24 protein-coding genes and 1 tRNA gene are annotated in these 23425 nt (G+C 70.0%); 16 read left to right on the top strand and 9 right to left on the bottom strand.

Features of this window, described 5'->3' with window-relative positions; genetic code table 11:
* Window position 1: 1 nt before the first annotated feature.
* Window positions 2-490: a MaoC family dehydratase gene (locus M3C17_RS00705; RefSeq protein ID WP_259975679.1), complete on the top strand. Its 489-nt coding sequence runs from the start codon at window positions 2-4 to the stop codon at window positions 488-490.
* Window positions 487-1293 (top strand): CoA ester lyase, encoded by an 807-nt coding sequence (locus M3C17_RS00700; RefSeq protein WP_259975678.1) that lies wholly within the window; start codon window positions 487-489, stop codon window positions 1291-1293. Before M3C17_RS00705 ends, M3C17_RS00700 begins: the two co-directional genes overlap by 4 nt.
* Before the next feature lie 62 nt (window positions 1294-1355).
* Here M3C17_RS00700 and M3C17_RS00695 read toward each other — a convergent pair whose 3' ends face one another.
* Window positions 1356-1943, bottom strand: coding sequence for a histidine phosphatase family protein (locus M3C17_RS00695; RefSeq protein ID WP_259975676.1), 588 nt, complete (start codon window positions 1941-1943; stop codon window positions 1356-1358).
* Entirely contained in the window at window positions 1940-2779 is an 840-nt protein-coding gene (locus M3C17_RS00690; protein WP_259975674.1) for a Sir2 family NAD-dependent protein deacetylase, read from the bottom strand. Before M3C17_RS00690 ends, M3C17_RS00695 begins: the two co-directional genes overlap by 4 nt.
* Window positions 2780-2844: 65 nt before the next feature.
* Here M3C17_RS00690 and M3C17_RS00685 point away from each other — a divergent pair, with 65 nt between their 5' ends.
* On the top strand, window positions 2845-3645 hold the full coding sequence (locus M3C17_RS00685) for an RNA methyltransferase (protein WP_259975673.1): 801 nt from the start codon (window positions 2845-2847) through the stop codon (window positions 3643-3645).
* 3 nt (window positions 3646-3648) lie between these two features.
* On the opposite strand, the gene M3C17_RS00680 is transcribed toward M3C17_RS00685, so the two are convergent.
* The gene (locus tag M3C17_RS00680; protein WP_259975672.1) at window positions 3649-4476 is read right to left on the bottom strand and encodes an SGNH/GDSL hydrolase family protein; all 828 of its coding nucleotides are present in this window, start codon (window positions 4474-4476) and stop codon (window positions 3649-3651) included.
* Window positions 4477-4622: 146 nt separating this feature from the next.
* Between M3C17_RS00680 and M3C17_RS00675 the strand changes: the two genes are divergently transcribed.
* Window positions 4623-6365 (top strand): DEAD/DEAH box helicase, encoded by a 1743-nt coding sequence (locus M3C17_RS00675; RefSeq protein WP_259975671.1) that lies wholly within the window; start codon window positions 4623-4625, stop codon window positions 6363-6365.
* A gap of 143 nt (window positions 6366-6508) precedes the next feature.
* Window positions 6509-7606 (top strand): VIT1/CCC1 family protein, encoded by a 1098-nt coding sequence (locus M3C17_RS00670; RefSeq protein ID WP_259975669.1) that lies wholly within the window; start codon window positions 6509-6511, stop codon window positions 7604-7606.
* 94 nt (window positions 7607-7700) lie between these two features.
* On the opposite strand, the gene M3C17_RS00665 is transcribed toward M3C17_RS00670, so the two are convergent.
* Window positions 7701-7783 (bottom strand) — tRNA-Leu (locus tag M3C17_RS00665).
* A 114-nt stretch (window positions 7784-7897) separates the two neighbouring features.
* Here M3C17_RS00665 and M3C17_RS00660 point away from each other — a divergent pair.
* Both M3C17_RS00660 and M3C17_RS00655 read left to right on the top strand, forming a co-directional pair.
* Window positions 7898-9193 carry a M20/M25/M40 family metallo-hydrolase gene (locus M3C17_RS00660; RefSeq protein ID WP_259975667.1) on the top strand — a complete coding sequence of 432 codons (1296 nt, stop codon included), beginning with the start codon at window positions 7898-7900 and terminating at the stop codon, window positions 9191-9193.
* A gap of 47 nt (window positions 9194-9240) precedes the next feature.
* Complete coding sequence (locus tag M3C17_RS00655; RefSeq protein ID WP_259975666.1) at window positions 9241-10065, top strand: undecaprenyl-diphosphate phosphatase; 825 nt, start codon at window positions 9241-9243, stop codon at window positions 10063-10065.
* 7 nt (window positions 10066-10072) lie between these two features.
* Here the strand turns inward: M3C17_RS00655 and M3C17_RS00650 are convergent, their stop codons facing one another.
* Entirely contained in the window at window positions 10073-10921 is an 849-nt protein-coding gene (locus M3C17_RS00650; protein WP_259975665.1) for a PAC2 family protein, read from the bottom strand.
* A 79-nt stretch (window positions 10922-11000) separates the two neighbouring features.
* Between M3C17_RS00650 and M3C17_RS00645 the strand changes: the two genes are divergently transcribed.
* The 9 genes from M3C17_RS00645 to lnt all read left to right on the top strand — a co-directional run bounded on the left by M3C17_RS00645 (window position 11001) and on the right by lnt (window position 20735).
* On the top strand, window positions 11001-11693 hold the full coding sequence (locus tag M3C17_RS00645) for an HAD family hydrolase (protein WP_396819418.1): 693 nt from the start codon (window positions 11001-11003) through the stop codon (window positions 11691-11693).
* The gene (locus tag M3C17_RS00640) at window positions 11690-12712 is read left to right on the top strand and encodes a tRNA (adenine-N1)-methyltransferase (protein WP_259975663.1); all 1023 of its coding nucleotides are present in this window, start codon (window positions 11690-11692) and stop codon (window positions 12710-12712) included. The genes M3C17_RS00645 and M3C17_RS00640 overlap by 4 nt, the downstream gene beginning before the upstream one ends.
* Before the next feature lie 10 nt (window positions 12713-12722).
* Window positions 12723-13661 (top strand): hypothetical protein, encoded by a 939-nt coding sequence (locus M3C17_RS00635; protein ID WP_259975662.1) that lies wholly within the window; start codon window positions 12723-12725, stop codon window positions 13659-13661.
* Window positions 13661-14653 carry a YafY family protein gene (locus M3C17_RS00630; RefSeq protein ID WP_259975661.1) on the top strand — a complete coding sequence of 331 codons (993 nt, stop codon included), beginning with the start codon at window positions 13661-13663 and terminating at the stop codon, window positions 14651-14653. The genes M3C17_RS00635 and M3C17_RS00630 overlap by 1 nt, the downstream gene beginning before the upstream one ends.
* Window positions 14650-15633, top strand: coding sequence for a YafY family protein (locus M3C17_RS00625; protein WP_259975660.1), 984 nt, complete (start codon window positions 14650-14652; stop codon window positions 15631-15633). Before M3C17_RS00630 ends, M3C17_RS00625 begins: the two co-directional genes overlap by 4 nt.
* A gap of 44 nt (window positions 15634-15677) precedes the next feature.
* Window positions 15678-15914 carry a Sec-independent protein translocase subunit TatA gene (gene tatA, locus M3C17_RS00620; RefSeq protein WP_259975659.1) on the top strand — a complete coding sequence of 79 codons (237 nt, stop codon included), beginning with the start codon at window positions 15678-15680 and terminating at the stop codon, window positions 15912-15914.
* Window positions 15915-15971: 57 nt separating this feature from the next.
* A complete protein-coding gene (tatC, locus tag M3C17_RS00615; protein WP_259975698.1) occupies window positions 15972-16730 on the top strand; it encodes a twin-arginine translocase subunit TatC in 759 nt (252 codons plus the stop codon).
* Complete coding sequence (locus M3C17_RS00610; RefSeq protein ID WP_259975657.1) at window positions 16727-19201, top strand: RNA helicase; 2475 nt, start codon at window positions 16727-16729, stop codon at window positions 19199-19201. The genes tatC and M3C17_RS00610 overlap by 4 nt, the downstream gene beginning before the upstream one ends.
* 91 nt (window positions 19202-19292) lie before the next feature.
* Window positions 19293-20735 carry an apolipoprotein N-acyltransferase gene (lnt, locus tag M3C17_RS00605; RefSeq protein WP_396819425.1) on the top strand — a complete coding sequence of 481 codons (1443 nt, stop codon included), beginning with the start codon at window positions 19293-19295 and terminating at the stop codon, window positions 20733-20735.
* On the opposite strand, the gene M3C17_RS00600 is transcribed toward lnt, so the two are convergent.
* The 4 genes from M3C17_RS00600 to M3C17_RS00585 form a co-directional block, all read right to left on the bottom strand.
* Window positions 20732-21115: an RNA polymerase-binding protein RbpA gene (locus tag M3C17_RS00600; protein WP_259975655.1), complete on the bottom strand. Its 384-nt coding sequence runs from the start codon at window positions 21113-21115 to the stop codon at window positions 20732-20734. The genes lnt and M3C17_RS00600 overlap by 4 nt on opposite strands.
* Before the next feature lie 122 nt (window positions 21116-21237).
* The gene (locus M3C17_RS00595) at window positions 21238-22014 is read right to left on the bottom strand and encodes a glycerophosphodiester phosphodiesterase family protein (RefSeq protein ID WP_259975654.1); all 777 of its coding nucleotides are present in this window, start codon (window positions 22012-22014) and stop codon (window positions 21238-21240) included.
* Window positions 22011-22940, bottom strand: a complete 930-nt coding sequence (locus M3C17_RS00590; protein WP_259975653.1) for an SPFH domain-containing protein — start codon at window positions 22938-22940, stop codon at window positions 22011-22013. The genes M3C17_RS00595 and M3C17_RS00590 overlap by 4 nt, the downstream gene beginning before the upstream one ends.
* An 11-nt stretch (window positions 22941-22951) precedes the next feature.
* A complete protein-coding gene (locus M3C17_RS00585) occupies window positions 22952-23425 on the bottom strand; it encodes an NfeD family protein (protein ID WP_259975652.1) in 474 nt (157 codons plus the stop codon).

Here is a 23425-nt window from a genome sequence, read left to right as displayed (position 1 = left end):
GATGACCATGCGCGACATCGTGCAGCGCGGCCTGTACTTCGAGGAGTTCGAGCCCGGCGCCCGCTACCTGCATCGCCCGGGGCGCACGGCCACCGAGGCGGACAACGTGCTGTTCACCACGCTGACCATGAACACGCAGGCGCTGCACCTGGACGCGGCCTTCGCCGAGGCGCAGGAGCCGTTCCATGCGCGCCTCATGAACTCCATGTGGACGCTGTCGACGATGGTCGGCGCCTCCGTCATGCAACTCACCCAGGGCACGCTCGTCGCCCAGCTCGGGCTGAGCGACATCGCATTCCCGCATCCGCTGTTCGCCGGGGACACCCTGTATACCGAGAGCGTCGTGGTGGAGAAGCGGCTCTCGGCGTCGCGGCCAGGCCAGGGCATCGTGCAGATCGCGCACACGGGGCGGAACCAGGACGGCACGGTGATCGCGACCGCGTCACGGAGTGTGCTGGTCCGCCGCGCACCGGAGGAGGGGGCGGAATGAGCTTCGATCTCGGACCGGCGCTGCTGTTCTGTCCCGCCGACCGTCCCGAACGGTTCGGGAAGGCGATGGAGCGGGCGGACGGTGTCATCGTCGACCTCGAGGACGCGGTGCTCCCGGAGGCGAAGGTCGAGGCCCGGCGCCACCTCCTCGCCGCGGACCTCGACCCGGCCAGGACCATCGTGCGCGTGAACGCACCGGACAGCGCCGATTTCCGCGCGGACCTCGAGGCACTCGCACAGACGTCATTCCGCACGGTGATGGTCGCCAAGACCGAGAGCACGGCGGGGCTCGCAGCCTTCGACGACAGCTACTCGCTCATCGCGCTGTGCGAGACGGCGCGCGGGATCCACGCTGCCGACGACATCGCCGCGCATCCGCTGATCGTGGGCATGATGTGGGGCGCGGAGGACCTGGTGGCGTCGCTGGGCGGCACGTCGTCGCGCACCGCCGCGGGCGGCTACCGCGACATCGCCCGCTACGCGCGCTCCCGCGTCCTGCTCGAGGCCGGCGCACACGGGAAGGCTGCGATCGACGCGGTGCACATCGACATCGACGATGTCGGAGGACTGCAGAGCGAGGCTGAGGACGCCGCCGCGTCGGGCTTCCGCGCGACGGCATGCATCCACCCGTCCCAGGTGGCGCCGATCCGAGCGGCGTATCGCCCCGATCCGGAGACGGTGGCCTGGGCGCGCGCGGTGCTGGCCGCAGCCGCAGAGGAGCGCGGCGTGTTCCGCTTCCAGGGACGGATGGTGGACGAGCCCGTCCTCCGGCACGCCCGTTCCGTGGTCGCGCGCGCCGGTTGAGTCCGCGCCCGAACCGGGCGATCTCCGGTCCCACGACGGCGGCTCGTCTGACCGTCGGGTGCTCAGAGGACGGGCGACTCGTCGAGCAGGCGGAGGTAGCCGGGCGAGGCGACGAAGCGGTGCGCGGAGCCGTTGCGCAGCACGTCGCCGTCGCGCGGCAGGGTGCCCCCGGACACGTGGTCGATCACGGCGCGGATCACACCGCCGTGCGTGACCACGAGCACGGACTCGGCCTGTGGGGCCGACCGACGACGCGCATCCTGCGCGATGCGATGCAGTGCTGCGATCGCCCGCACGCCCACGTCCTGCAGCGACTCGGCACCAGGGACCTCGGCGTGCCAGTCGCCGTACGTGCGGATATAGTCGGGCACGAGCAGACCCTCGCCGTCGCCGAACTCGCGTTCGCGCAGATCGGGGACCACCCCGGCGATCTCCAGCCCCAGCCGTTCGGCGACGATCGCGGCGGTCTCCCGCGCACGCACCAGGGGGCTCGTGTACACCGCGTGATGCGTGGTGCCGGCCAGCTTCTCCGCCGCCCACCGCGCGTCCTCCCGTCCGGTGTCGTTCAACGGGATGTCGGTCGAACCCTGGATGCGCCGCTGGAGGTTCCAGTCGGTCTGGCCGTGGCGGATGAGGGTGATGTGGGTCACTGCAGCAGCTCCTGGAGGGCGGGCAGCACGTCGCTGGTACCCGCGGCGATCGTCAGATCCGCCCAGGCGTCCGCACGCGTCGGCTCGCGATTGACGATGATGAGAGGGATCGCGCGGCGTCGCGCCCGCTCCACGAGTCGCACGCCGGAGTTGACGACCAGGGAGGAGCCGGCGACCACCAGGGCCGAGCTCGAACGCAGCAGCGACTCCGCCGCGCGGAAGCGGTCCTGCGGCACGTACTCGCCGAAGAACACGACGTCGGGCTTCAGCATCCCGCCGCACACCGTGCACGTCGGGATCACGAAGCCCTCCGTGCTCTCCGGCAGCACGTCGCCGTCCGGTGCGAGCGCCACGTTCTCCGGAACCGTGATCCACGGATTGAGCTGCTCGATCTGCACGGCGATGTCGCGCCGATCGAACACCTGTCCGCAGTGCAGGCACAGCACCCGCCGCATGGTGCCGTGCACCTCGATCACGTGGGAGCTGCCCGCGCGGAGGTGCAGCCCGTCCACGTTCTGCGTGATGACTCCGGAGACGCGACCGTCCGCCTCCATCTGCGCGAGCGCGACGTGTCCCGGGTTCGGCTCGGCCTGCGCGAAGGCCCGCCACCCCAGGTGCCCGCCGACCCAGTACCGCCGACGAGCGGCCTCGTCGCCGAGATAGGTCTGGATCGTCATGGGGTTGCTGCGGGTGCGCGCGCCCTCGCCGCGGTAGGCGGGGATGCCGGAGTCGGTGGAGATCCCGGCGCCGGTCAGCAGGGCGACACGGCGGTCACGCAGCAGATCGGCGGCGCGGGCGACGGCGGCCGACGGCTCGGCGGGGTTCGACACGCTCACAGCACCTCCTCGAGCGAGTCTACGGGCCGTCCGGGGAGGGCAGGCCGCGGTGGCAGAGTGGAGGCGTGGACCTGCAGCGCGTGACCGACCTCGACGACCCTCGACTGGACGACTACCGCGGTCTCACCGACACCGCGCTGCGCGCGGTCACCGAGCCGGAGGGCGGGCTGTACATCGCGGAGACCGCCACCGTCATCGCACGGGCGGTCGCCGCGGGGCACCGTCCTCGGTCCGTTCTGGTGTCGGAGCGGCGGGTGGCGGAGGTCGGCCGCATCCTCGGCGATCTGCCTGCTCCTGTGCTCGTGGTGCCGGACGACGTCGCCGCGCAGGTGACCGGCTTCCCCGTGCACCGCGGTGCTCTGGCCTCGATGCATCGCCCGCCGCTCGCCCCGGTCGCAGACGTGATCGAGGGGGCGCGGCTCGTGGTCGTGCTGGAGGACATCGGCGACCACACGAACGTGGGAGCGGCGTTCCGGGCGGCTGCCGGGCTCGGCGCCGATGCGGTGCTGGTCTCTCCGCGCTGCGCCGACCCGCTCTACCGCCGCAGCGTGCGGGTGAGCATGGGCACCGTGTTCCAGGTGCCGTGGACGCGGATGCTCGACTGGGACGCCGGGGTGCAGGACCTCCGGGGCGCGGGGTTCGACATCGCCGCACTCGCCCTGGCCGACGACGCCGTCGGGCTCGACGCGTATGCCGCGAAACGCCCGGAGCGTGTGGCACTGGTCCTCGGGACCGAGGGGGACGGTCTCTCGCGCACGGCCATCGCGTCCGCCGACACCGTGGTCACGATCCCGATGTCCGGCGGCGTGGACTCGCTCAACGTGGCGTCGGCCGCGGCGGTGGCGCTGTGGGCGCTGCGCCGCTGAGGCTCAGTTCTTGTAGGGCAGGATGACCGGCGACGGCTCAGGGCGCTTGGCGGCGATGTTGTCGCCCGAGGACTGGTGCCGCAGCCGGCGCAGCACCCAGGGCACCAGGTGCTCACGCGCCCACCCGAGGTCCTCCGACCGGGCAGCGCGCCACGTGCGCAGCGGCAGCGGCTCCGGCTGCATGGCCTCCAGGTCGTTCGGCACGTTGAGGGCCCGCAGCACCATGCGCGCGACCTCGTGGTGCCCGAGCGCGTTGTAGTGAAGTCGGTCGTCGTCGAAGAACCGGGCGTCCTGCACGACCTTGAGCGCCCACTGGTCGGCGACGATGCAGTCGTGACGCTCGGCGATCGCGCGCACGTTCTCGTTGTAGATCGCGACCTTGCCGCGGAACGGGCGGAACACGGGCGTGAACCCGGTGTCGATGCCGGTGAAGAGGATGACCGCGGCGCCCGTCGACGAGAGTCGCGCCACCGCGTCCTCGAGCTGGGCGGCGATGGCGTCGGGATCGGTGCCGGGGCGGATGACGTCGTTCCCGCCCGCGCAGATCGAGATCAGGTCGGGACGCAGTGCGACGGCCGGCTCCACCTGGTCGGCCACGATCTGCGCGATGAGCTTGCCGCGCACGGCGAGGTTCGCGTACGCGAAGTCGTCCACCTGCTGCGCCAGCACCTCGGCGACACGGTCGGCCCAGCCGCGGTGTCCTCCCGGTGCGGCGGGGTCCGGGTCGCCGATGCCCTCGGTGAACGAGTCGCCCAGCGCGACGAACCGTCGCCACGGGTGCGCGGTCTCGTTGGGGACGTAGGGGCTCCTGGTCGAATCCTGATCGGTCATCCGGCTCTCCTTCGCGGGGGGATGCGCGGCGATGGAGGCTGCCACGCACCCCGTGAGCCTACTCGTCCGGTGGCCGGCGGGGTCGGACGCGCGCGGGGGTCCGCGCGGATGCGACGGTGTCCCCGGCAGCGATTATCGTGGAGTCGATGCTCTCTCCGTCCTTCCCTCAGCGCGCCCCGTGGGGGACGGCGAGCAAGCTGCGGGCGTGGCAGCAGGAGGCCCTCGACGCGTACTTCCAGGCCGACCAGCGCGACTTCCTCGTGGCGGCGACGCCGGGCGCCGGCAAGACCACGTTCGCCCTGACGCTCGCCGTGGAGCTCATGCGCATCGGTGAGGTCGACCGGGTGATCGTGGTCGCGCCCACCGAGCACCTCAAGACGCAGTGGGCCGATGCGGCGGCGCGCGTGCACATCCGACTCGACCCGCGGTTCCGCAACAGCCATTGGGCTCCCGCGCGGCACTACCACGGCGTCGTGGTGACCTACGCGCAGGTCGCCGCCAAGTCCTCGGTGCACCGACACCTGACGGAGGACGCGAAGACGCTGGTCATCCTCGACGAGGTCCACCACGGCGGCGACGCGCTGAGCTGGGGCGATGCCATCCGCGACGCCTACGGACCTGCGAAGCGGCGGCTGCTGCTCTCCGGAACCCCGTTCCGGAGCGACACCGCGCCGATCCCGTTCGTGGAGTATCTCCCCGACGAGTCCGGTGCGCGAGTCTCCAGCACCGACTACGCCTACGGATACGGCCGTGCCCTCGCCGATGGGGTCGTGCGCCCTGTCCTGTTCCACATGTACGCGGGCAAGATGCGGTGGCGCACGAGCGCCGGCGACGAGCTCGAGACGCATCTCGGCCAGGACAACACGAAGGACGTGACCTCGCAGGCGTGGCGCACCGCGCTGGATCCGGAGGGCGACTGGATGCCCGCCGTGCTCTCCGCCGCCGACCGCCGACTGACCGAGATCCGCCACCACGTCCCTGACGCCGGAGGCCTCGTGCTGGCGACGGACCAGACGGTCGCGCGGGCATACGCGAAGATCCTGCACAGCATCACCCGCGAGCAGCCGACGATCGTGCTGTCGGATGACGCGACCGCCTCCGAGCGCATCGAGAAGTTCTCCGCTGGGACGCAGCGCTGGATGGTCGCGGTGCGCATGGTGTCCGAGGGCGTGGACGTGCCTCGACTCGCGGTCGGCGTCTACGCCACCTCCTCGTCGACGCCGCTGTTCTTCGCGCAGGCGATCGGTCGCTTCGTGCGCGCCCGCCGTCGCGGCGAGGCGGCGAGCGTCTTCCTCCCGCATGTCCCCGTGCTGATGAAGCTCGCGAACGAGATGGAGAAGCAGCGCGACCACGCACTCGACCGGCAGTCCAAGGACGAGGACGGCCTCGACGATTCCCTGCTGGAGAGCGCGAACCGCGAGGACGAGGCCTCCGACGCGCTGACCCAGGAGTTCAGCTACCAGGCGATCTCCTCGGTGGCGCACTTCGACCGCGTGGTGTTCGAGGGCAAGGAGTTCGGGCAGCTCGCCGAGCCGAACACGCCGGAGGAAGAGGAGTTCATCGGGTTCCCGGGGCTGCTCGAGCCCGAGCATGTGCATGAGCTCCTGATGCAGCGCCAGGCACGGCAGTCGCGGCACCGTGAGGTGCGCGAGGCCGCCGAGGAGCCCACGCAGACCACGACGCTGCCCGCGCCGCTGCATCGCACGCTCCGCGAGCAGCGTCAGCTCCTCAACAGCCTCGTCGGCCTCTACGCGCGGCAGTCCGGGCAGCCGCATGGCGCCGTGCATGCGGAGCTGCGGCGGATCTGCGGTGGTCCGGCCGTGGCGCAGGCGACCGTCACGCAGCTGCAGTCGCGCATCGAGGTGCTGCGCAAGCGCGTCCGCTCCTGACTCCTGCGAGGGCGTCCGTCGCGGCGTCCGCTTCGGATCCCCGAAATGCTGGCAATCGGTGCCAGGAGGCCCGTGTCGCGAACCCTCGCGGATAGCGTGGAACGGTTGCCCGCATCCCGGGCACCGTGATTACTGGAGGTTCCATGTCTGCCCCTGCCGCAACCGGATCGACGGCGTCCGACCGCCGACGATGGGCGCGCTACCTGGTCGAGGAGCGCGCGGAGGGCGCCGTGTATCGCCGGCTCGCGGCGCGTCGCACGGGGGAGGAGCGCGAGATCCTGCTGGGCCTCGCCGATGCGGAGCGACGCCACGAACAGCACTGGCTCGACCTGCTGGGCGGGGAGCCGCGGCGACTGCCGCGCGCGGGCGTCCGCTCGCGCCTGCTGGGGTGGATGGCCGGTCGCTTCGGCTCGATCTTCGTGCTGGCCCTGGCGCAGAGCGCGGAGGCGCGGTCGCCGTACGACGCGGAGCAGTGGGCGACCCCCGCCATGCGCGCCGACGAGAAGGTGCACTTCGAGGTCGTGCGGGGCCTCGCGGCTCGCGGGCGTCGTCGTCTCTCCGGATCGTTCCGCGCCGCGGTGTTCGGCGCCAATGACGGACTGGTGAGCAACCTGGCCCTCGTCCTCGGCATCGGGGCCACCGGCGTCAGCTCCGGGTTCGTGCTGTTCAGCGGTATCGCGGGGCTGCTCGCCGGCGCACTGTCGATGGGTGCGGGGGAGTTCGTCTCGGTCCGGTCGCAGCGCGAGCTCCTCGCCGCGACGGAGGCGAATGAGAACGCGGCGGCGTCCGCTGCCGACCTGGACATCGACGAGAACGAGCTCGCACTGGTCTATCGCGCCCGGGGCATGGACCAGACCGAGTCGCTCGCCCGTGCGCGCCGCATCGTCACCGCGGCTCAGGAGGGGGTGCGACGCACGGCGACCGGGCCGGTCCTGGTGCACGGCGCGGACGACCACGAGATCGTCGGCAGCGACTGGACGGCGGCGATCTCGAGCTTCCTGCTGTTCGCCTCCGGCGCCATCGTCCCGGTCCTGCCGTGGATCTTCGGGCTCGAGGGCACCGCGGCGATCGTACTGGCGCTCGTGCTGGTGGGCGTCGCGCTGCTGAGCACGGGCGCGATGGTGGGTGTGCTGTCGGGCGGCCCGCCGCTGCGTCGGGCGCTGCGTCAGCTCGCGATCGGCTTCGGCGCGGCGGCGATCACGTATGCGCTCGGTCTGCTTTTCGGCGTGGGCGCCGTGTGAGCCCATTCCCTCGCGCCTCGCTCGAGGCGCGAGGGCGCGAAGGCCGGGAACGACGAAGGCCCCGGATCCATGGATCCGGGGCCTTCGTTCTCTGTGCGCGGAGGGGGACTTGAACCCCCACGCCCTATCGGGCACTAGCACCTCAAGCTAGCGCGTCTACCATTCCGCCACCCGCGCAGGTGTGGGATTTGATCGTTGCCGACCGAAGAATGAGATTAGCACGTTCTCCGGGGCGGTTCGAACCGAGCGCGACGCCCGGGCGTGGCACGCTGTTTCGATAGCCTGAGTCGCATGACTGACGCCTCCCTGCCCGAGGTCGCGCGCATCGCGAGTGACCTCATCCGTTTCGATACCTCCAACTTCGGAGGCGGTGACGCGAAGGGCGAGCGGGAGGCCGCGGAGTACGTCGGGGCCTATCTTCGCGAGCTGGGGCTCGACGTGGAGTACTACGAGCCGATACCGCGTCGGACGAACGTGATGGCGCGGGTCCCCGGGCGCGATCGCAGCAAGCCGGCGCTCGTCGTGCACGGACATCTCGACGTGGTGCCTGCGATGGCGGAGGACTGGACGGTGGACCCCTTCGCGGGGGTCGTGCGTGACGGCATGCTGTGGGGCCGCGGGGCGGTCGACATGAAGAACATGGACGCGATGATCCTCACCGCGGTCGCGGACATCCTGCGGGCGGGCGAGCAGCCCGAGCGCGATCTCGTGCTGGCGTTCTTCGCGGACGAGGAGAACGGCGGCGTGGAGGGCTCGGCGCTCGTGGTGCGGGACCGCCCGGAGTGGTTCGCCGGCGCGACGGCCGCGATCAGTGAGGTGGGCGGATACTCCATCTCGGTGGACGACCGGCGCGCGTACCTGCTGCAGGTGGGGGAGAAGGCCCTCATCTGGATCCGTCTGGTCGCCACCGGACGAGCCGGTCACGGCAGCCGACTGCATGAGGACAACGCTGTGACGCGGCTCGCCGAGGCCGTCGCGGCGATCGGGCGGACGCGCTGGCCGATCCGTCTCACGCCGACCACGGTCGCGCTCCTGGACGGGCTCAGCGCGCTCAGCGGCCGCGGAACGGAGGACCCGGACGCCCTGGCGGCGGCTGCCGGTCCCGCGGAGGCGTTCCTGCGCTCGACCTTCCGGACCACCACGAACCCCACCGCGCTGACCGCGGGTTACAAGCACAACGTCATCCCCGAGCGCGCGGAGGCGCTGATCGACGTCCGCGTGATCCCCGGCACGGAGGACGACGTGCTGGCCGAGCTGCAGCGCATCGTCGGCGACGACATCCGCATCGAGACCGTGGTGCGCGACATCGGCATGGAGACGCCGTTCGCGGGCGAGTTGGTGGACGCCATGGTGGCGGCTCTGGGCCGACACGACCCCGGAGTGCCGGTGATCCCCTACCTGCTGGGCGCCGGCACCGACAACAAGGCGCTGGCCTCGCTCGGCATCACGGGCTATGGCTTCGCGCCCCTTCGACTGCCGGCGGATCTCGATTTCACGGGCATGTTCCACGGCGTCGACGAGCGTGTACCCGTAGAATCACTTGTCTTCGGCCAGCGGGTGTTGGCCGATCTGCTGCGCACGTACTGAGTGGCGCTCAGCCCCCTCCGTGCCCTCCCGAGACTTGAAAGCCTGTCATGCATCTGTTCGAAGCTCTCATCCTGGGGATCGTCCAGGGACTCACCGAGTTCCTGCCGATCTCCTCCAGCGCCCATCTGCGCATCATCGGCACCTTCCTGCCCTCCGGCGAGGACCCGGGCGCGGCGTTCACCGCGATCACGCAGATCGGCACCGAGGCCGCGGTGGTGGTGTTCTTCTGGCGTGACATCGTGCGGATCATCTCGCAGTGGTTCCGTTCGCTGGTCGGCAAGGCCCCGCGCAACGACCCCGACGCCCGCATGGGATGGCTCATCATCATCGGCAGCATCCCGATCGTCGTGCTCGGACTGCTGTTCCAGGACCAGATCGAGACCGTCTTCCGCTCGCTGTGGCTGGTCGCGATCATGCTCATCGCGTTCGGCATCCTGCTGGGTGTCGCCGACTACGTGGGAGCGAAGCGCCGGAAGCTGGGCGACCTGACCTACCCGCACGGCATCGCGTTCGGATTCGCGCAGGCGCTCGCGCTGATCCCTGGCGTCTCGCGCTCCGGCGGCACGATCACGATGGGGCTGTTCCTCGGATACGAGCGCGCGGCCGCCGCGCGGTACGCCTTCCTGCTCGCCATCCCCGCGGTGTTCGGCAGCGGCTTCTACCAGCTGTTCAAGAGCTGGGACGAGCCGTCGTTCTTCTCCTTCGGCGACACGCTCGCCGCGACGGGCGTCGCCTTCGTCGTCGCGCTCGGCGTCATCGCGTTCTTCATGAGCTGGATCTCGAAGCGCAGCTTCCTGCCGTTCGTGATCTACCGCATCCTGCTCGGCGGCGTGCTGCTCGTGCTGCTGGGGATGGGCGTGATCCCGGCCTGAGCCCCGATCAGCGCTTGCGGTCGCCTGGACCGTCGTCGCGCCGACGCAGGTACCGTTCGAACGCCTGGGCGATCGCGTCGCCGGAGGCCTCGGGGGAGTCCCAGGTGTCGCGCGTGCGCTCCAGCTGTCGGATGTACTCCGCCATGTCCTCGTCCTCGGAGGCGGCGGCGTCGATCGATGCCTCCCAGGCGGCCGCCTCAGTGCGGAGATGTCTGCGGTCGACGTCCACCCCGGTCAGCTCCTCCAGCCGATCGAGGAGAGCCAGGGTCACCTTCGGCGAGGGAGCGGCCGAGGCGACGTAGTGCGGCACGCTCGCCCAGAGGCTGACGGAGGGGATCCCCGCGTTCTCCGCGAAGTGCTCGAACACGCTGAGGATGCCGACGGGGCCCTCGTAGACCGAGCGCTCCAGCCCGTGCGCCTCGCGGACCTGATCGTTCTGGCTCGATGCGAAGATCGAGATGGGCCTGGTGTGCGGCACGTCGGAGAGCATCGCGCCGAGCGTGACGAAGCCCGTGATGTCGTCGCGCAGCGCGACGTCGATGAACTCGGAGGCGAACGCCTGCCAGGTACGGGCCGGTTCCGCACCGGTGAGCAGCCAGAACTCGGGGCCTGGGCCTGGTTCCTTCGGTCGCCACAGCGCGGCCTCCGGCCAGGTGAGCTGACGCCGCCCCTCGGCGTCGATGCGCGTCGCGGGACGGGTGTACTGGTAGTCGAAGTAGAGCTCGGGGTCCACCGAGTGCACGAGGTCGTAGCCGCCGGCCGAGCGCAGGGCGGCGATCGCGCCGCTGGCCGCCTCGCCCGCGTCGTTCCATCCGTCGAAGGCGGCGATGACGATGCGGGGACCGAGAACATCCATCGTGTGCTCCCTTCGGGTTGGCGGATCCGGTCCCCCCAGGCTAGTCCGCGACGAGGGGACGTGGGCGACCCCGGCTAGCATGGGTTCAGTGAGCAGAAAGCCCCGCGCAGTCCTCTGGGACATGGATGGAACACTCGTCGACACCGAGCCGTACTGGATGGCGGCGGAGACCGCACTGGTCGAGTCGTTCGGTGGCTCGTGGAGTCATGAAGACGCACTGCAGCTGGTCGGCAGCGGCCTGATCGACAGCGCGGTGATCCTGCAGGGAGCGGGTGTCGCGATGGAGCCGGAGGCGATCGTCTCCCATCTCACCGATTCCGTCCAGCAGGCGCTGCGCACGCAGGGCGTGCCGTTCCGCCCCGGCGCTCGCGAGCTGCTGCACGACCTCCGAGCCGCGGGCATCCCGACGGGTCTCGTCACCATGTCGCTGCGGCGGATGGCGCTCGACGTCGTCGACCTCATCGAGTTCGAGGCGTTCGATGTGGTGGTCGCGGGTGACGATGTGGACAATCCGAAGCCGCACCCCGAGCCGTATCTGCAGGCGGCGGCGCTGCTCGACGTGGACATCGCGGAGGTCGTCGTGATCGAGGACTCCCCGACGGGTCTGCGCGCGGGCCTCGCGTCCGGGGCGCTGACGCTCGGCGTGCCGCACATCGTGCCGTTGGACGGGCTCGGCGCCCACGAACTCTGGCCGACGCTGGACGGCAGGCTGGCCGGAGACCTCGTCGAGCTCTTCGACGCTCGCGCCGCTGTGGCGGAGGGCACCCGATGACGGTCGCATCCGCGAGCCAGCGTCCCAGCGGTCCGTTCCGCGAGGGGGACAGGGTCCAGCTCACCGGACCGAAGGGCCGCCTGCACACTGTCACCCTGCGGGAGGACGGCGAGCTGCACACGCACCACGGCGTGCTGCGTCACCGGGATCTGATCGGCCTTCCCGACGGCTCCGTCGTCGCCAACAGCTCCGGCCACGAGTACCTGGCCCTGCGGCCGCTGCTGCGGGACTTCGCGATGTCGATGCCGCGCGGCGCCGCGATCGTCTATCCGAAGGACGCCGCGCAGATCGTCATGCAGGCGGACGTGTTCCCCGGCGCGACCGTGGTGGAGGCCGGGGTCGGGTCCGGTGCGCTGTCGCTGTCGCTGCTCAGGGCCATCGGTCCCGCCGGCACGCTGATCTCGTTCGAGCGCCGCGAGGAGTTCGCGGAGGTCGCTCGCAACAACGTGGAGACGTTCTTCGGTGAGACTCCGGATAGCTGGCGCGTCGTGGTGGGCGATCTCGTGGAGGCGCTTCCGCACGAGACCGAGCCCGCGTCGGTGGACCGGGTGGTGCTCGACATGCTGGCGCCGTGGGAGTGCATCGACGTCGTCGCCGAGGCGCTGACGCCCGGCGGCGTCGTCCTCTGCTACATCGCGACCGCGACGCAGCTCTCCCGCGTGGCGGAGTACATCCGCGGCACCGGTCTGTTCACTGAACCCGATGCCTCCGAGACGATGGTGCGTGGGTGGCACGTGGAGGGCCTCGCTGTCCGCCCCGACCACCGCATGGTCGCCCACACCGGCTTCCTGCTCACCGCGCGGCGTCTCGCACCGGGCGCCGTGGCTCCTTCCGTCAAGCGCCGGGCATCCAAGAGCAGTTACAGCGATGAGGATGTCGAGCTGTGGACGCCCGGGGCGGTCGGCGATCGCGAGATCACCGACAAGAACCTGCGCAAGCGCGCGCGAGAGGCGGGCAAGGCCGCCGAGGGTGCGCGACAGGCGGCTGCTTCGCGCGAATCCGGGCACGCGACGGAATAGACTGGAGCGCGTGCGTAAAACGTCCGCCGTTCTGGCCTCCCTCAGCCTCGCCGCCCTCGCTCTGACCGGGTGCAGCGTGACCGCGTCGTCCGCCGATGCCTCCTGCGACCGGAGCGGGCACGACAACGGCATCGGCGAAGCGGTGTCGGTGGAGGGCGAGGTCGGCTCGATGCCCGAAGTGGACATCTACGCGCCGCTGCGCCTCACGGAGACCTCGTACACCGATGTCGTGACCGGCGACGGTCGTGCGGTCGTCGACTCCACGCAGCCGATCATCGCGCAGCTGTCGATCTACAGCGGCGAGACAGGCGAGCAGGTCTTCACGACCTCGTACGACGCCGACAACACGCGCGCTTCCAGCATCGACTCCTGGGCCGCACAGGCACCGGGTCTCAAGGAGGTGCTGGAGTGCGCGACGGCGGGCACGCGCGTGGTCGCCGGTCTCACCCCCGAGGACTTCGGCGAGAACAACCTCAAGGGCTTCGGCATGGCGGAGGATGACACCGCGGTGTTCGTGGTCGACGTCGTGGATGCCTTCCACTCACGCGCCGAGGGCTCGCTGCAGTTCAACGACGCGCAGGGCATGCCCACGGTCGTCCGCGCACCCGACGGCACGCCGGGCGTGATCATCCCGGACGGCCCGGCTCCCGAGGAGCAGGTCGTGCAGACGCTCATCCTCGGTGACGGCGAGAAGGTCACGAAGGACGATGCGCCGCTCGTGCACTTCACCGCGGTGGACTGGGAAGACAAGAGCGTGCTCCAGAGCTCCTGGGGCCAGCAGGCCACCGACCAGATGGCGCAGATCGCCGCTCCCGTCGCGGAGGCCCTGGTCGGCCGCCCCGTCGGCTCGCAGGTGCTCGTCGTGCTGCCCAAGACCGAGAACTCCGCGGCGATGGCGATCGTGGTCGACATCCTCGGTATCGCACCCGCCTCTTCATCCGCTCCGTGATGGCCGCCCGTATCCCTGCCGAAGAGCGCCTGACGAACCTCGTCGTGGCGCTGATGGCCACGGAGATCGGGCTCACCAAGCAGCAGATCCTCGACAACGTCTCGGGGTACCGGCAGCGGGCGGACGCCGGGACGCGCTCGGATGCACTGGAGAAGATGTTCGAGCGTGACAAGGATGAGCTCCGCTCGCTCGGCGTCCCCATCGAGACCATCGGCGACGCCGCGGACCCGAACGACCTGCGCGAGGCCCGCTACCGCATTCCGCAGGCGGAATACGACCTTCCCAGCGACATCGAGTTCACCCCGGCGGAACTGGCCGTCCTCCGCCTGGCGGGGAGCGTGTGGAGCGCGGAATCGGTCTCCGGAGACGCGCAGTCAGGGGTGCGGAAGATCCGTGCGCTCGGCATCGACGGAGACGAGCCCATCATCGGCTTCGCGCCGCGCATCACCGCCCGTGACGCCGCGTTCTCCCCGCTGCAGGACGCGATCGAGCGCGGGAGGGTGGTCACATTCGACTACCTGAAGCCGGGGGAGGACTCGCCGCGTCGGCGTCGCATCCGGCCGCTCGCGCTGGTCGACTATGAAGCGCGCTGGCATGTCTACGGTGAGGACGTGGAGGTGGAGGAGGACCGCACCTTCCTCCTGAGTCGCATCGTGGGCGACGTCACGCTGACCTCGACGCCCTTCGACCCGGCCCTCCGCGAAGGAGCGGGTGAGCGCGCTCTTAGCGGGCTGGAGCGGGTGGCCGCCCAGAACTCGGCGCTGCTCGAGGTGACCCCAGGCACGGAGGCGGCGCTTCGACTCGGCCGTCGCGCGACAGCCGCATCCCAGGGCATCCGCGTGCCCTTCGTCGACCTGCACATCCTCGCCGACGAGCTGGCTTCGTACGGCCCCGAGGTGCGGGTGGTGGAGCCGGAGCCGCTGCGTGACGCGGTGGTCAGCCGCCTGCGCGCCGTGGTCGCGGCCCACTCCGATGAGGGAGGACTTTCATGAGTGCTGCGCCGAAGCCGCTTCTCGCCGCCGACCGCGTGCGTCTGTACCTCACGCTGGTGCCGTATCTGCTCGAGCACGGGCAGGTGTCGCTGGCAGAGGCGGCCGAGGAGTTCGGTGTCACCCCGCGCGAGATGCGCGCGATGGTCGAGAAGCTCACCGTGATCGGCCTCCCCGGTGAGTCGGGCTACTGGCAGCAGCCGCAGGAGATGTTCGACATCAACTGGGACCTCCTGGAGCTCGAGGACGTGATCGAGATCACGAACGACGTGGCACTGCGCCGGGTGCCGCGGTTCACCGCGCGCGAGGCCGCCGCCCTGCTCGCGGGTCTGCAGATGGTCGCGGCCGTGCCCGCCGTGTCGGACTCCGGGCTGGTCGCGGGGCTGATCTCCAAGCTGTCCCGTGGTGCCGCGGACGCGCCTGCCGATGTCGTGGTCGCCCCCAGCGCGGTCGACGAGGTGCGGGAGGTCGCCGCACGGGGCCTGCAGGAAGGCGTCGCGATCTCCTTCACCTACCAAGCGCCGGATGCCTCGCCGACGACCCGCACGGTCGACCCGATGCAGATCCTCATCACGAACGGGCAGTGGTATCTGCAGGGCTGGTGCCACATGCGCGAGGCCATGCGCACGTTCCATCTGGACCGGGTGAGCGCGCCGGTCCTCACCGACATCCCGATCACCCACGGGGGCGATCAGGTGCCGGAGGCGTTCGCCGGGCTGGCGGATGAGGGGGAGGTCACAGTGCGGGTCGCGGAGCGGCTGTCTGCGCTGCTCGCCGGCTTCGTGCCGGCCGAGGCGCTCGATGCCGTCGACGGCGAGGTGACCGCGCGCCTGCATCTCGCCGACCCGCGGGGCATCAAGCGGCTCGCGGCGCGCTTCGGCGGAGCGATGGAGGTGCTGGAGCCCGGCGTGGCGCGTGCGGCGACCAGGGAGTGGGCGGCGAGCGGACTCGCGCTCTATCACCGGCCCGATGCCGAGGATTGATCTGTAAACTGGGTTCGAAAGCCCCCTACGACGGGAATATCGAAATGTTCGCTGGAATGCAAGGCTGGCACCTTCTGATCGTGCTCGCCGTCATCCTCCTGCTGTTCGGTGCCGCCAAGCTTCCGGCGCTCGCGAAGAGCATGGGACAGTCCGCCCGCGTGTTCAAGGGTGAGATGAAGGCCATGAAGGAAGAGGACGCGACGCGTGCGGACTCGACCGCCGCCGAGCCCACCCCGGTGAAGGACTCGGGCGTCGACCCTGAGACTCCGCCTCGCGCCTGACCGGCCGTGGCAGCCATCGAACCGACCGTGAAGCCGAAGGCGGATCGGGATCGGCGGATGTCGCTCGGCGCGCATCTCGTCGAACTGCGCAAGCGTCTCATGTACGCGGCGCTCGCTCTGGTGGTCGGCATGGTGGTCGCGTTCCTCGTCGCCGACCCGGTTATCCACTTCATCACCGAGCCGATCCGCATCATCACCGCGAAGCGGGGTGACGACTTCAGCGCCCTGAACTTCGGCACCGTGACGGCCGCGTTCGACATGCGCATGCGCATCGCCTTCTCGATCGGCCTGTTCATCTCGGCCCCGGTCTGGCTCTGGCAGATCTGGGCCTTCATTATGCCGGGTCTGACCCGCAAGGAGATCAAGTACACCGTCGGCTTCGTGCTCGCCGCCGTCCCGCTGTTCTTCGCCGGGTGCTACCTCGGCGTCATGATCATGCCGCACGTGATCGAGCTGATGTGGAGCTTCACGCCCGCGGGCGCGACCAACTTCTACTACGCCCAGGAGTACTACGACTTCGTCTTCAAGCTGATGATCGTCATCGGCGTCTCGTTCGTGCTCCCCGTGTTCCTGGTGGCGCTCAACCTCGCCGGTGTGATGTCCGGCCGGGCGATCCTCAAAGGCTGGCGCGTGGCCGTTCTGATCGCGACGATCTTCGCCGCGCTGGCGACGCCGGCCGCCGACGTCGTGAGCATGCTGATGCTCGCCGGGATCCTGATCGTCCTGTTCTTCGCGGCGGCGGGTCTGTCGCTGATCTTCGACCGCCGCAAGCGCAGACGCGACACTGCTGCGGGTCTCGCGCCGGACACCGCATGACCTCGCCCGCCGACCGCTACGCGCAGGCGCAGGACGCCGCATTGCACCCGCAGACCGCCGCGTTCGCCGCGCGGCAGCGGTTCCAGCTCGATCCCTTCCAGGTCGCCGGCTGCCATGCGCTCGAGAACGGACGGAGCGTGCTCGTCGCCGCCCCGACGGGGGCGGGCAAGACCATCGTCGGGGAGTTCGCCATCCACCTGGCGATGCAGACTCCGACGCAGAAGGCGTTCTACACCACGCCGATGAAGGCGCTCTCGAACCAGAAGTTCCGCGAACTGGTCGATGTCTACGGGGCCGATGACGTGGGCCTCCTCACCGGCGATACGAACATCAACGGCAACGCACGCATCGTGGTGATGACCACCGAGGTGCTGCGCAACATGATCTACGCCGACTCGTCGGCGCTGCGCGAGCTGCGATACGTGGTGATGGACGAGGTGCACTACCTCGCGGACCGCTTCCGGGGTGCCGTGTGGGAAGAGGTCATCATCCACCTCCCGCCGCAGGTGCGGCTGGTGTCCCTGAGCGCGACGGTGTCCAACGCGGAGGAGTTCGGAGACTGGCTGGACACCGTCCGCGGCGACACCGAGGTGATCGTCTCGGAGGTGCGCCCGGTGCCTCTCGAGCAGCACGTGCTGGTGCGCGATGACCTGCTCCCGCTGTTCGACGACCGGGCGGGACTGGCCACCGCCCAGGTGAACCAGGAGCTCATGCGCATCCGGTCCTTCACCGGTTCGACGTACGAGAGCAACAGGCAGGCGCAGTCGTACCGCAGCAACCGGCACGCGGGGCGCCAGGCGCAGCGTCCTCCGCGCGGGGGACGGCGACCCGTGCGCGCGGCGAACGCGCGGCGGATCGAGCGGATGGATCGACCTGACGTCGTCGAGCTGCTCGAACGCTCCAACCTGCTGCCGGCGATCTTCTTCATCTTCAGCAGGGTGGGCTGCGACGCCGCCGTGCAGCAGGTGCGCCGTTCGGGCGTCCGTCTGACCACGACCGAGGAGCGGGCCGAGATCCGCGCGATCGTCGAGGATCGCACGCGCACGCTGCACGACGAGGATCTCGGCGTGCTCGGGTACTGGGAGTGGCTCGACAATCTGGAGCGCGGCGTCGCGGCGCATCACGCCGGCCTGCTGCCCGCCTTCAAGGAGGTGGTCGAGGAGCTGTTCCAGCGCAAGCTCGTGAAGGTCGTGTTCGCCACCGAGACGCTGGCACTCGGGATCAACATGCCGGCCCGCACCGTGGTGCTGGAGAAGATGGAGAAGTTCAACGGGGAGGCGCGCGTCGCCATCACCTCGGGGGAGTACACGCAGCTCACCGGCCGCGCCGGACGCCGGGGCATCGACGTCGAGGGCCACGCGGTCGTGCAATGGAGCGAGGGGATGGACCCGCAGGCGGTGGCCGCTCTCGCCTCACGGCGCACCTACCCGCTCAACTCCAGCTTCCGTCCGACGTACAACATGGCCGTCAATCTGATCGACCTGTTCGGGAAGGCCAGGGCCAGGCAGATCCTGGAGTCGTCGTTCGCCCAGTTCCAGGCGGACCGCGCCGTGGTCGGTCTCGCACGGCAGGTGCGGGAGGCGGAGGAGTCACTGACGGGCTACCGCTCGGCAATGGCCTGCGAGCACGGTGACTTCCCCGAGTACGCCGCGATCCGCCGTGAGCTCAGCGACTTGGAGAAGAAGAACCGGCAGGATGCCTCCGCCCCTCGCTCCGCGCGGGACAAGCGGCTGGCGCGCATCCAGTCGCTGCGCACCCGGATGCAGCGGCACCCCTGCCATCGCTGCCCCGACCGGGAGGCGCACGCGCGCTGGGCGGAGCGGTACTGGAAGCTCAAGCGGCAGACCGACCGCATCCGTCGTCAGATCGAGACGCGCACGGGTACCGTCGCGCGGGTGTTCGACCGCGTGGTCGAGGTGCTCGAGACGCTCGACTACCTGGGCCGACAGGGCGAGGAGACCGTCCTCACCGAGGCGGGACGCACCATGAGGCGGATCTACGGGGAGCGCGACCTGCTGGTCGCCGAGTCCCTCCGTCAGGGGCTGTGGAAGGGACTCGACGCCCCGTCGCTCGCGGCCATGGCGTGCTGTCTCGTGTACGAGCCGCGTCGAGACGAGGCGAACGGCGGGGAGAGGGGCCTGCCGCGGGGACCGTTCCGCGCCGCCTACGATCGCACGACGGAGCTGTGGTCCGAGCTGGACGACCTGGAGCAGGACCATCAGCTCCCCGGCAGCGAACCGCTCGCCGCGGGGCTGGCGGGTGCCATGCACGCCTGGGCGCGGGGGAGCGCCCTGGATCGGGTGCTCGTGGACGCGGACATGGCGGCGGGGGACTTCGTGCGCTGGGCCAAGCAGACGATCGACCTCCTGGATCAGCTGTCGATCGTCGCAGAGGACGCCACGCTCGCCCGCACTGCCCGGGCCGCGCTCGACGGAGTACGGCGCGGCATCGTCGCCTACTCGTCCCTGTGAGCGTGATGCCGTGACCACTCAGCCTGTGCGCCCGCGCGCCCTTCTGCCGCTCTGGGCGGCACTGCTCGCCGCCGCAGCCGCGGCCGTCCTGATGGATCTGTCGTTCCCCGAAGCCGCGGTGTGGGTCCTCGTCTTCCCTGCGACAGCGCTGTTGCTGCTCGCGCTGATCGGGCGTCGCGCCGGCGGCGCGCTGCTGATCGGCCTGGTCTACGGGATCCTCTTCTTCGGCCTCCTGGTGTCGTGGACGTCGCGATACCTCGGACCGCTACCGTGGGCGGCGCTGAGCGTGGTCGAGGGCGTGCTGACCGCCGTCGCGCTGATCCCGATCGCCCTGGCCTACCGTTGGATGCCGCGCGCTTTCCCCGGTACGGCAGGACGACTCCTCGGCCTGCCGTTCGTGGTGGCCGCGCTCTGGGTGGGGCGGGAGCTGTTCGTGGGCTGGTGGCCCTACGGCGGCTTCCCGTGGGCGCGTCTGGGCATGACGCAGGCGGAAAGTCCCCTGGCGCCGGTGACGTCGTGGATTGGTGTGAGCGGACTCAGCTTCCTGATGGTGCTGCTGGTCGCGATGCTGATCGAGGTCGTCCGCACGGGGGCGTGGCGGCGACCGCTGCGGCTCCTCGTGCCGGCGGTGGTCGCCGTCGTCCTCATGGCCATGCCGCTCTACCCCACGACGCCGTCAGGGGCGATGCGCATCGGCGCGGTCCAGGGCAACGGACCCACCGGGTACTTCGACGTCAGAGAGCCGTTCGAGGTGATCGAGGCCCAGACCGCTGCGACCGAGCCGCTATACGGCGAGGACGTCGATCTGCTCGTCTGGCCGGAGGGATCGCTGGACGCCGACCCGTTCCAGAACTCGGCCATCGCGCGCCGTATGACGCTGGTCTCGAACCGCATCGATGCGCCCCTGCTCGCGAACGCCCCCACCGGGCGCGGCGACCTCTTTTACAACACATCGATGCTGTGGCTGCCCGATGGGTCGGCCGCGCAGACCCACGACAAACGCCACCCGGTCCCGTTCGGCGAATACGTGCCCGACCGCGAGTTCTTCAACATGCTGGCCCCCGACCTGATCGGTCTGATCCAGCGCGAGTACACCCCGGGGACCAACCCGCCCCTCGTCGAGGTCGACGGCGTGCCCGTCGGACTCGCGATCTGCTTCGACGTCATCTACGACGACGTGATCACCGAAAGCGTGAACGGCGGCGCGGAGGTCCTGGTCTTCCAGACGAACAACGCCGACTTCCGCGGCACCGACGAGAACCTGCAGCAGTTGGCGTTCGCCCGTATGCGCGCGATCGAGACCGGCAGGAGCGTCGTGAACGTGTCGACCGTCGGCACGAGTCAGATCATCCGCCACGACGGTCGCACGGTGACGAGCCTGGACGCAGATGAGGCCGGGGCGATGCTCGAGGATGTCGAGCTCCGCACCGGCCTCACGGCGGGTGTTGTCCTGGGCCCCTGGGTGCAGCAGCTGCTGCTCTGGGGCGGTCTGGGCGCGCTCGGGTTCGGGTGGTTGCGCGCCCGTCGGCGCTAGGCGCCGATCTTCTCGCGGGTGGGGTCCTCTCCGGCGCCGCGGCGGGCCCGGATGTAGGCGAGGCGCTCCTCCAGGAGCTCCTCCAGCTCGGCGCGCGTGCGGCGCTCCATGAGCATGTCCCAGTGGGTGCGTGCTGCCTTCTCGTCGGTCGCCTCGAGGGTGACGGCCTGGCCGTCGACCTTCAGTCGGGCCTCGGCGCCGCAGGAACGGCACTCCCAGGTCTGAGGCGGCTCCGCATCGGCGGCGAACATGAGCGTGGTGTCGTGTCCGCAGGTGTCACAGGTGTAGGTGGTCTCACGGCGCTCCATGAAAACGACGCCCTCTTCGCTCTGTAGGCTCTGGGCGCCGAGTCGGATGCCGCGCAGGCTGCGATCTGCCATTGTGTGGTCCTCTCGTCGCTGTCAGGTATAACGCTCGACCCTGTGGGCTTCATCCACGAATGCTGCATCCGCGCGCTATTCACAGGGGAATCCCAGCGCCGGGGGATATGCGCGCGTTCAGCTCACTGCGGAGCGACAGTGGCGACGGCGACATCCGCCCGATCGGACACGAGCCCGTCCACGCCTGCGGAGACCAAACGCTTCATGTCCTCCGGCTCGTTCACCGTCCAGACGTGCACCTCGACCCCGTGTCGATGCGCCGCGCGAAGCAGCGCGGGAGTCAGCACCGCGAGCGCGCGATGGCGCTCCGGGATCTGCAGCGCGTCGATCTCCCGCAGCGCACGGGCGGGGGAGAGGTGCAGCGAGGACAGCGTGCGCAACGCGGCGATCGTGCGGCTGCCGCCGGAGGTCGCCGGACGCAGGGAGACTCCTGTCCGGCGGACGGCCTCCACCGTCGCACGCCGATTGCCGTCGGAGAAGCTCGTCACCAGCACGCGGTGCGTGTGCGGCGCCAGCACGGGGCCGAGGAGCGTGGTGGCGGCTGCTGTCTTCACGTCGATGTTGAAGCGGAGTTCGGGGAAGGACGACAGCGCCTCCGCCACCGTGAGCAGGCCGCCATGGTCGGCGAACAGCTCCCGGAGCTCGCGCGTCCGCACCGTGTTCACCGCACGCGGATCACCGGCGAGCCGCTGCAGGTCCGCGTCGTGCACGAGGACGACGTCGCCGTCTGCGGTCACCTGGCAGTCCGTCTCGATGTACTCCACCCCTGCGGCGTGTGCGGCGGCGAAGGCGGCCGCGGTGTTCTCCCAGACGCCGGATTCCGCGCCGGCTTCCGTCACGAGGCCGCGGTGCGCGAAGACCCGGGGGTGGATCGACGACGGGAAGAACGGGTGGGTCACGCGTTCGGGGTGGTGTGGCTCGGGCCCTGTCCCGGCTTCGGGGTGAAGGCACTGCCGATGCCCTTGAGGGCTTCGGTGAGCTCGCTGGGAACGATCCACAGCTTGTTGGACGGGCCTTCGCTGATCTTCGGCAGCATCTGCAGGTACTGGTAGGCGAGGAGCTTGTCGTCGGGCGCGCCCTGATGGATGGCGCTGAAGACGTTCTGGATGGCCTCGGCCTCACCCTGCGCCCGCAGGACGGCGGCCTGCTTGTCGCCCTCGGCGCGCAGGATCTCGGCCTGCCGCAGACCTTCGGCCTCCAGGATCGCGGACTGCTTGGTGCCCTCCGCGGTGAGGATCGCTGCACGGCGATCCCGCTCGGCGCGCATCTGCTTCTCCATCGAGTCCTGGATCGAGACGGGCGGGTCGATCGCCTTCAGCTCGACGCGGCCGACGCGGATGCCCCACTTGCCCGTGGCCTCGTCGAGGACGACGCGGAGCTGGCCGTTGATGTTGTCGCGGCTGGTCAGCGCCTCTTCGAGATTCAGACCGCCCACCACGTTCCGCAGCGTGGTGGTGGTGAGCTGTTCCACGGCGCCCAGGTAGTTCGCGATCTCGTAGGTCGCGGCGCGCGCGTCCGTGACCTGGAAGTACACGACGGTGTCGATCGACACCACCAGGTTGTCCTCGGTGATGACGGGCTGCGGCGGGAAGGACACCACCTGCTCGCGCATGTCGATCAGCGGTCGCAGGCGGTCGATGAACGGGACCAGGATGTTGAGGCCGGGGGAGAGCGTCTTGTGGTACCGACCCAGCCGCTCCACCACGCCGGCCGTGGCCTGCGGGATGATGCGGATCGCCCGGGCGATCGTGACGATCACGAAGATGATGACCGCGATCACCAGGATCCAGATGATCACGGTGGGGATGAAGGAGGCGTCGTCCACGGCGGGGGCTCCTAGTCGTTGAGGGGACGGACGATGGCGGTGGCGCCGTTGATGGCGCTCACGGCGATGGGGGCGCCGGCGGGGATCGCCACCGGTGACGAGGATCGGGCGGTCCAGGTGTCGCCGTTGGCGAGCTTGGCCTGTCCGGAGATCTGGGTGATGTCGCTCAGGGCGATGCCGCGGAGGTCGACGAGCGCGTCGACGTTGGAGCGGGTCGGATCCGCTCCGCGGTGCAGGCGGCGCAGCAGCGGCGGCCGCAGGAAGAGGATGAAAAGGGCGGCAGCAGCGCCCGCGATGATGATCTGGATCCAGACCGGCACGCCGAGGAAGTCGCTGACCAGGCCGACCACGCTGCCGAAGGCGAGCATGAGGAACGTGAAGTCGAGGGAGAGCATCTCGATGACCAGGAAGACGGCGATCAGCACGAGCCAGCCGATCCAGGCCCAGTGGTCGATGAACGTCACGAATGTCGAGAAGTTGTCCAT

The sequence above is a fragment of the Microbacterium sp. p3-SID336 genome, from assembly GCF_025143365.1.
Taxonomy (GTDB): domain Bacteria; phylum Actinomycetota; class Actinomycetes; order Actinomycetales; family Microbacteriaceae; genus Microbacterium.
This window is presented reverse-complemented; position numbering and strand designations above follow the sequence as displayed.

Bases quoted from the DNA above. Each gene is read 5' to 3' on its own strand.
- M3C17_RS00610 (WP_259975657.1), top strand. From the start codon at position 16,727: ATGACCTCGCCCGCCGACCGCTACGCGCAGGCGCAGGACGCCGCATTG.
- M3C17_RS00640 (WP_259975663.1), top strand. From the start codon at position 11,690: ATGACGGTCGCATCCGCGAGCCAGCGTCCCAGCGGTCCGTTCCGCGAG.
- tatA (WP_259975659.1), top strand. From the start codon at position 15,678: ATGTTCGCTGGAATGCAAGGCTGGCACCTTCTGATCGTGCTCGCCGTC.
- M3C17_RS00650 (WP_259975665.1), bottom strand. From the start codon at position 10,921: ATGGATGTTCTCGGTCCCCGCATCGTCATCGCCGCCTTCGACGGATGG.
- M3C17_RS00625 (WP_259975660.1), top strand. From the start codon at position 14,650: ATGAGTGCTGCGCCGAAGCCGCTTCTCGCCGCCGACCGCGTGCGTCTG.
- M3C17_RS00585 (WP_259975652.1), bottom strand. From the start codon at position 23,425: ATGGACAACTTCTCGACATTCGTGACGTTCATCGACCACTGGGCCTGG.
- M3C17_RS00645 (WP_396819418.1), top strand. From the start codon at position 11,001: ATGGGTTCAGTGAGCAGAAAGCCCCGCGCAGTCCTCTGGGACATGGAT.
- M3C17_RS00655 (WP_259975666.1), top strand. From the start codon at position 9,241: ATGCATCTGTTCGAAGCTCTCATCCTGGGGATCGTCCAGGGACTCACC.
- M3C17_RS00705 (WP_259975679.1), top strand. From the start codon at position 2: ATGACCATGCGCGACATCGTGCAGCGCGGCCTGTACTTCGAGGAGTTC.
- M3C17_RS00660 (WP_259975667.1), top strand. From the start codon at position 7,898: ATGACTGACGCCTCCCTGCCCGAGGTCGCGCGCATCGCGAGTGACCTC.
- M3C17_RS00675 (WP_259975671.1), top strand. From the start codon at position 4,623: ATGCTCTCTCCGTCCTTCCCTCAGCGCGCCCCGTGGGGGACGGCGAGC.
- lnt (WP_396819425.1), top strand. From the start codon at position 19,293: ATGGATCTGTCGTTCCCCGAAGCCGCGGTGTGGGTCCTCGTCTTCCCT.
- M3C17_RS00670 (WP_259975669.1), top strand. From the start codon at position 6,509: ATGTCTGCCCCTGCCGCAACCGGATCGACGGCGTCCGACCGCCGACGA.
- M3C17_RS00630 (WP_259975661.1), top strand. From the start codon at position 13,661: ATGGCCGCCCGTATCCCTGCCGAAGAGCGCCTGACGAACCTCGTCGTG.
- tatC (WP_259975698.1), top strand. From the start codon at position 15,972: ATGTCGCTCGGCGCGCATCTCGTCGAACTGCGCAAGCGTCTCATGTAC.
- M3C17_RS00700 (WP_259975678.1), top strand. From the start codon at position 487: ATGAGCTTCGATCTCGGACCGGCGCTGCTGTTCTGTCCCGCCGACCGT.
- M3C17_RS00600 (WP_259975655.1), bottom strand. From the start codon at position 21,115: ATGGCAGATCGCAGCCTGCGCGGCATCCGACTCGGCGCCCAGAGCCTA.
- M3C17_RS00680 (WP_259975672.1), bottom strand. From the start codon at position 4,476: ATGACCGATCAGGATTCGACCAGGAGCCCCTACGTCCCCAACGAGACC.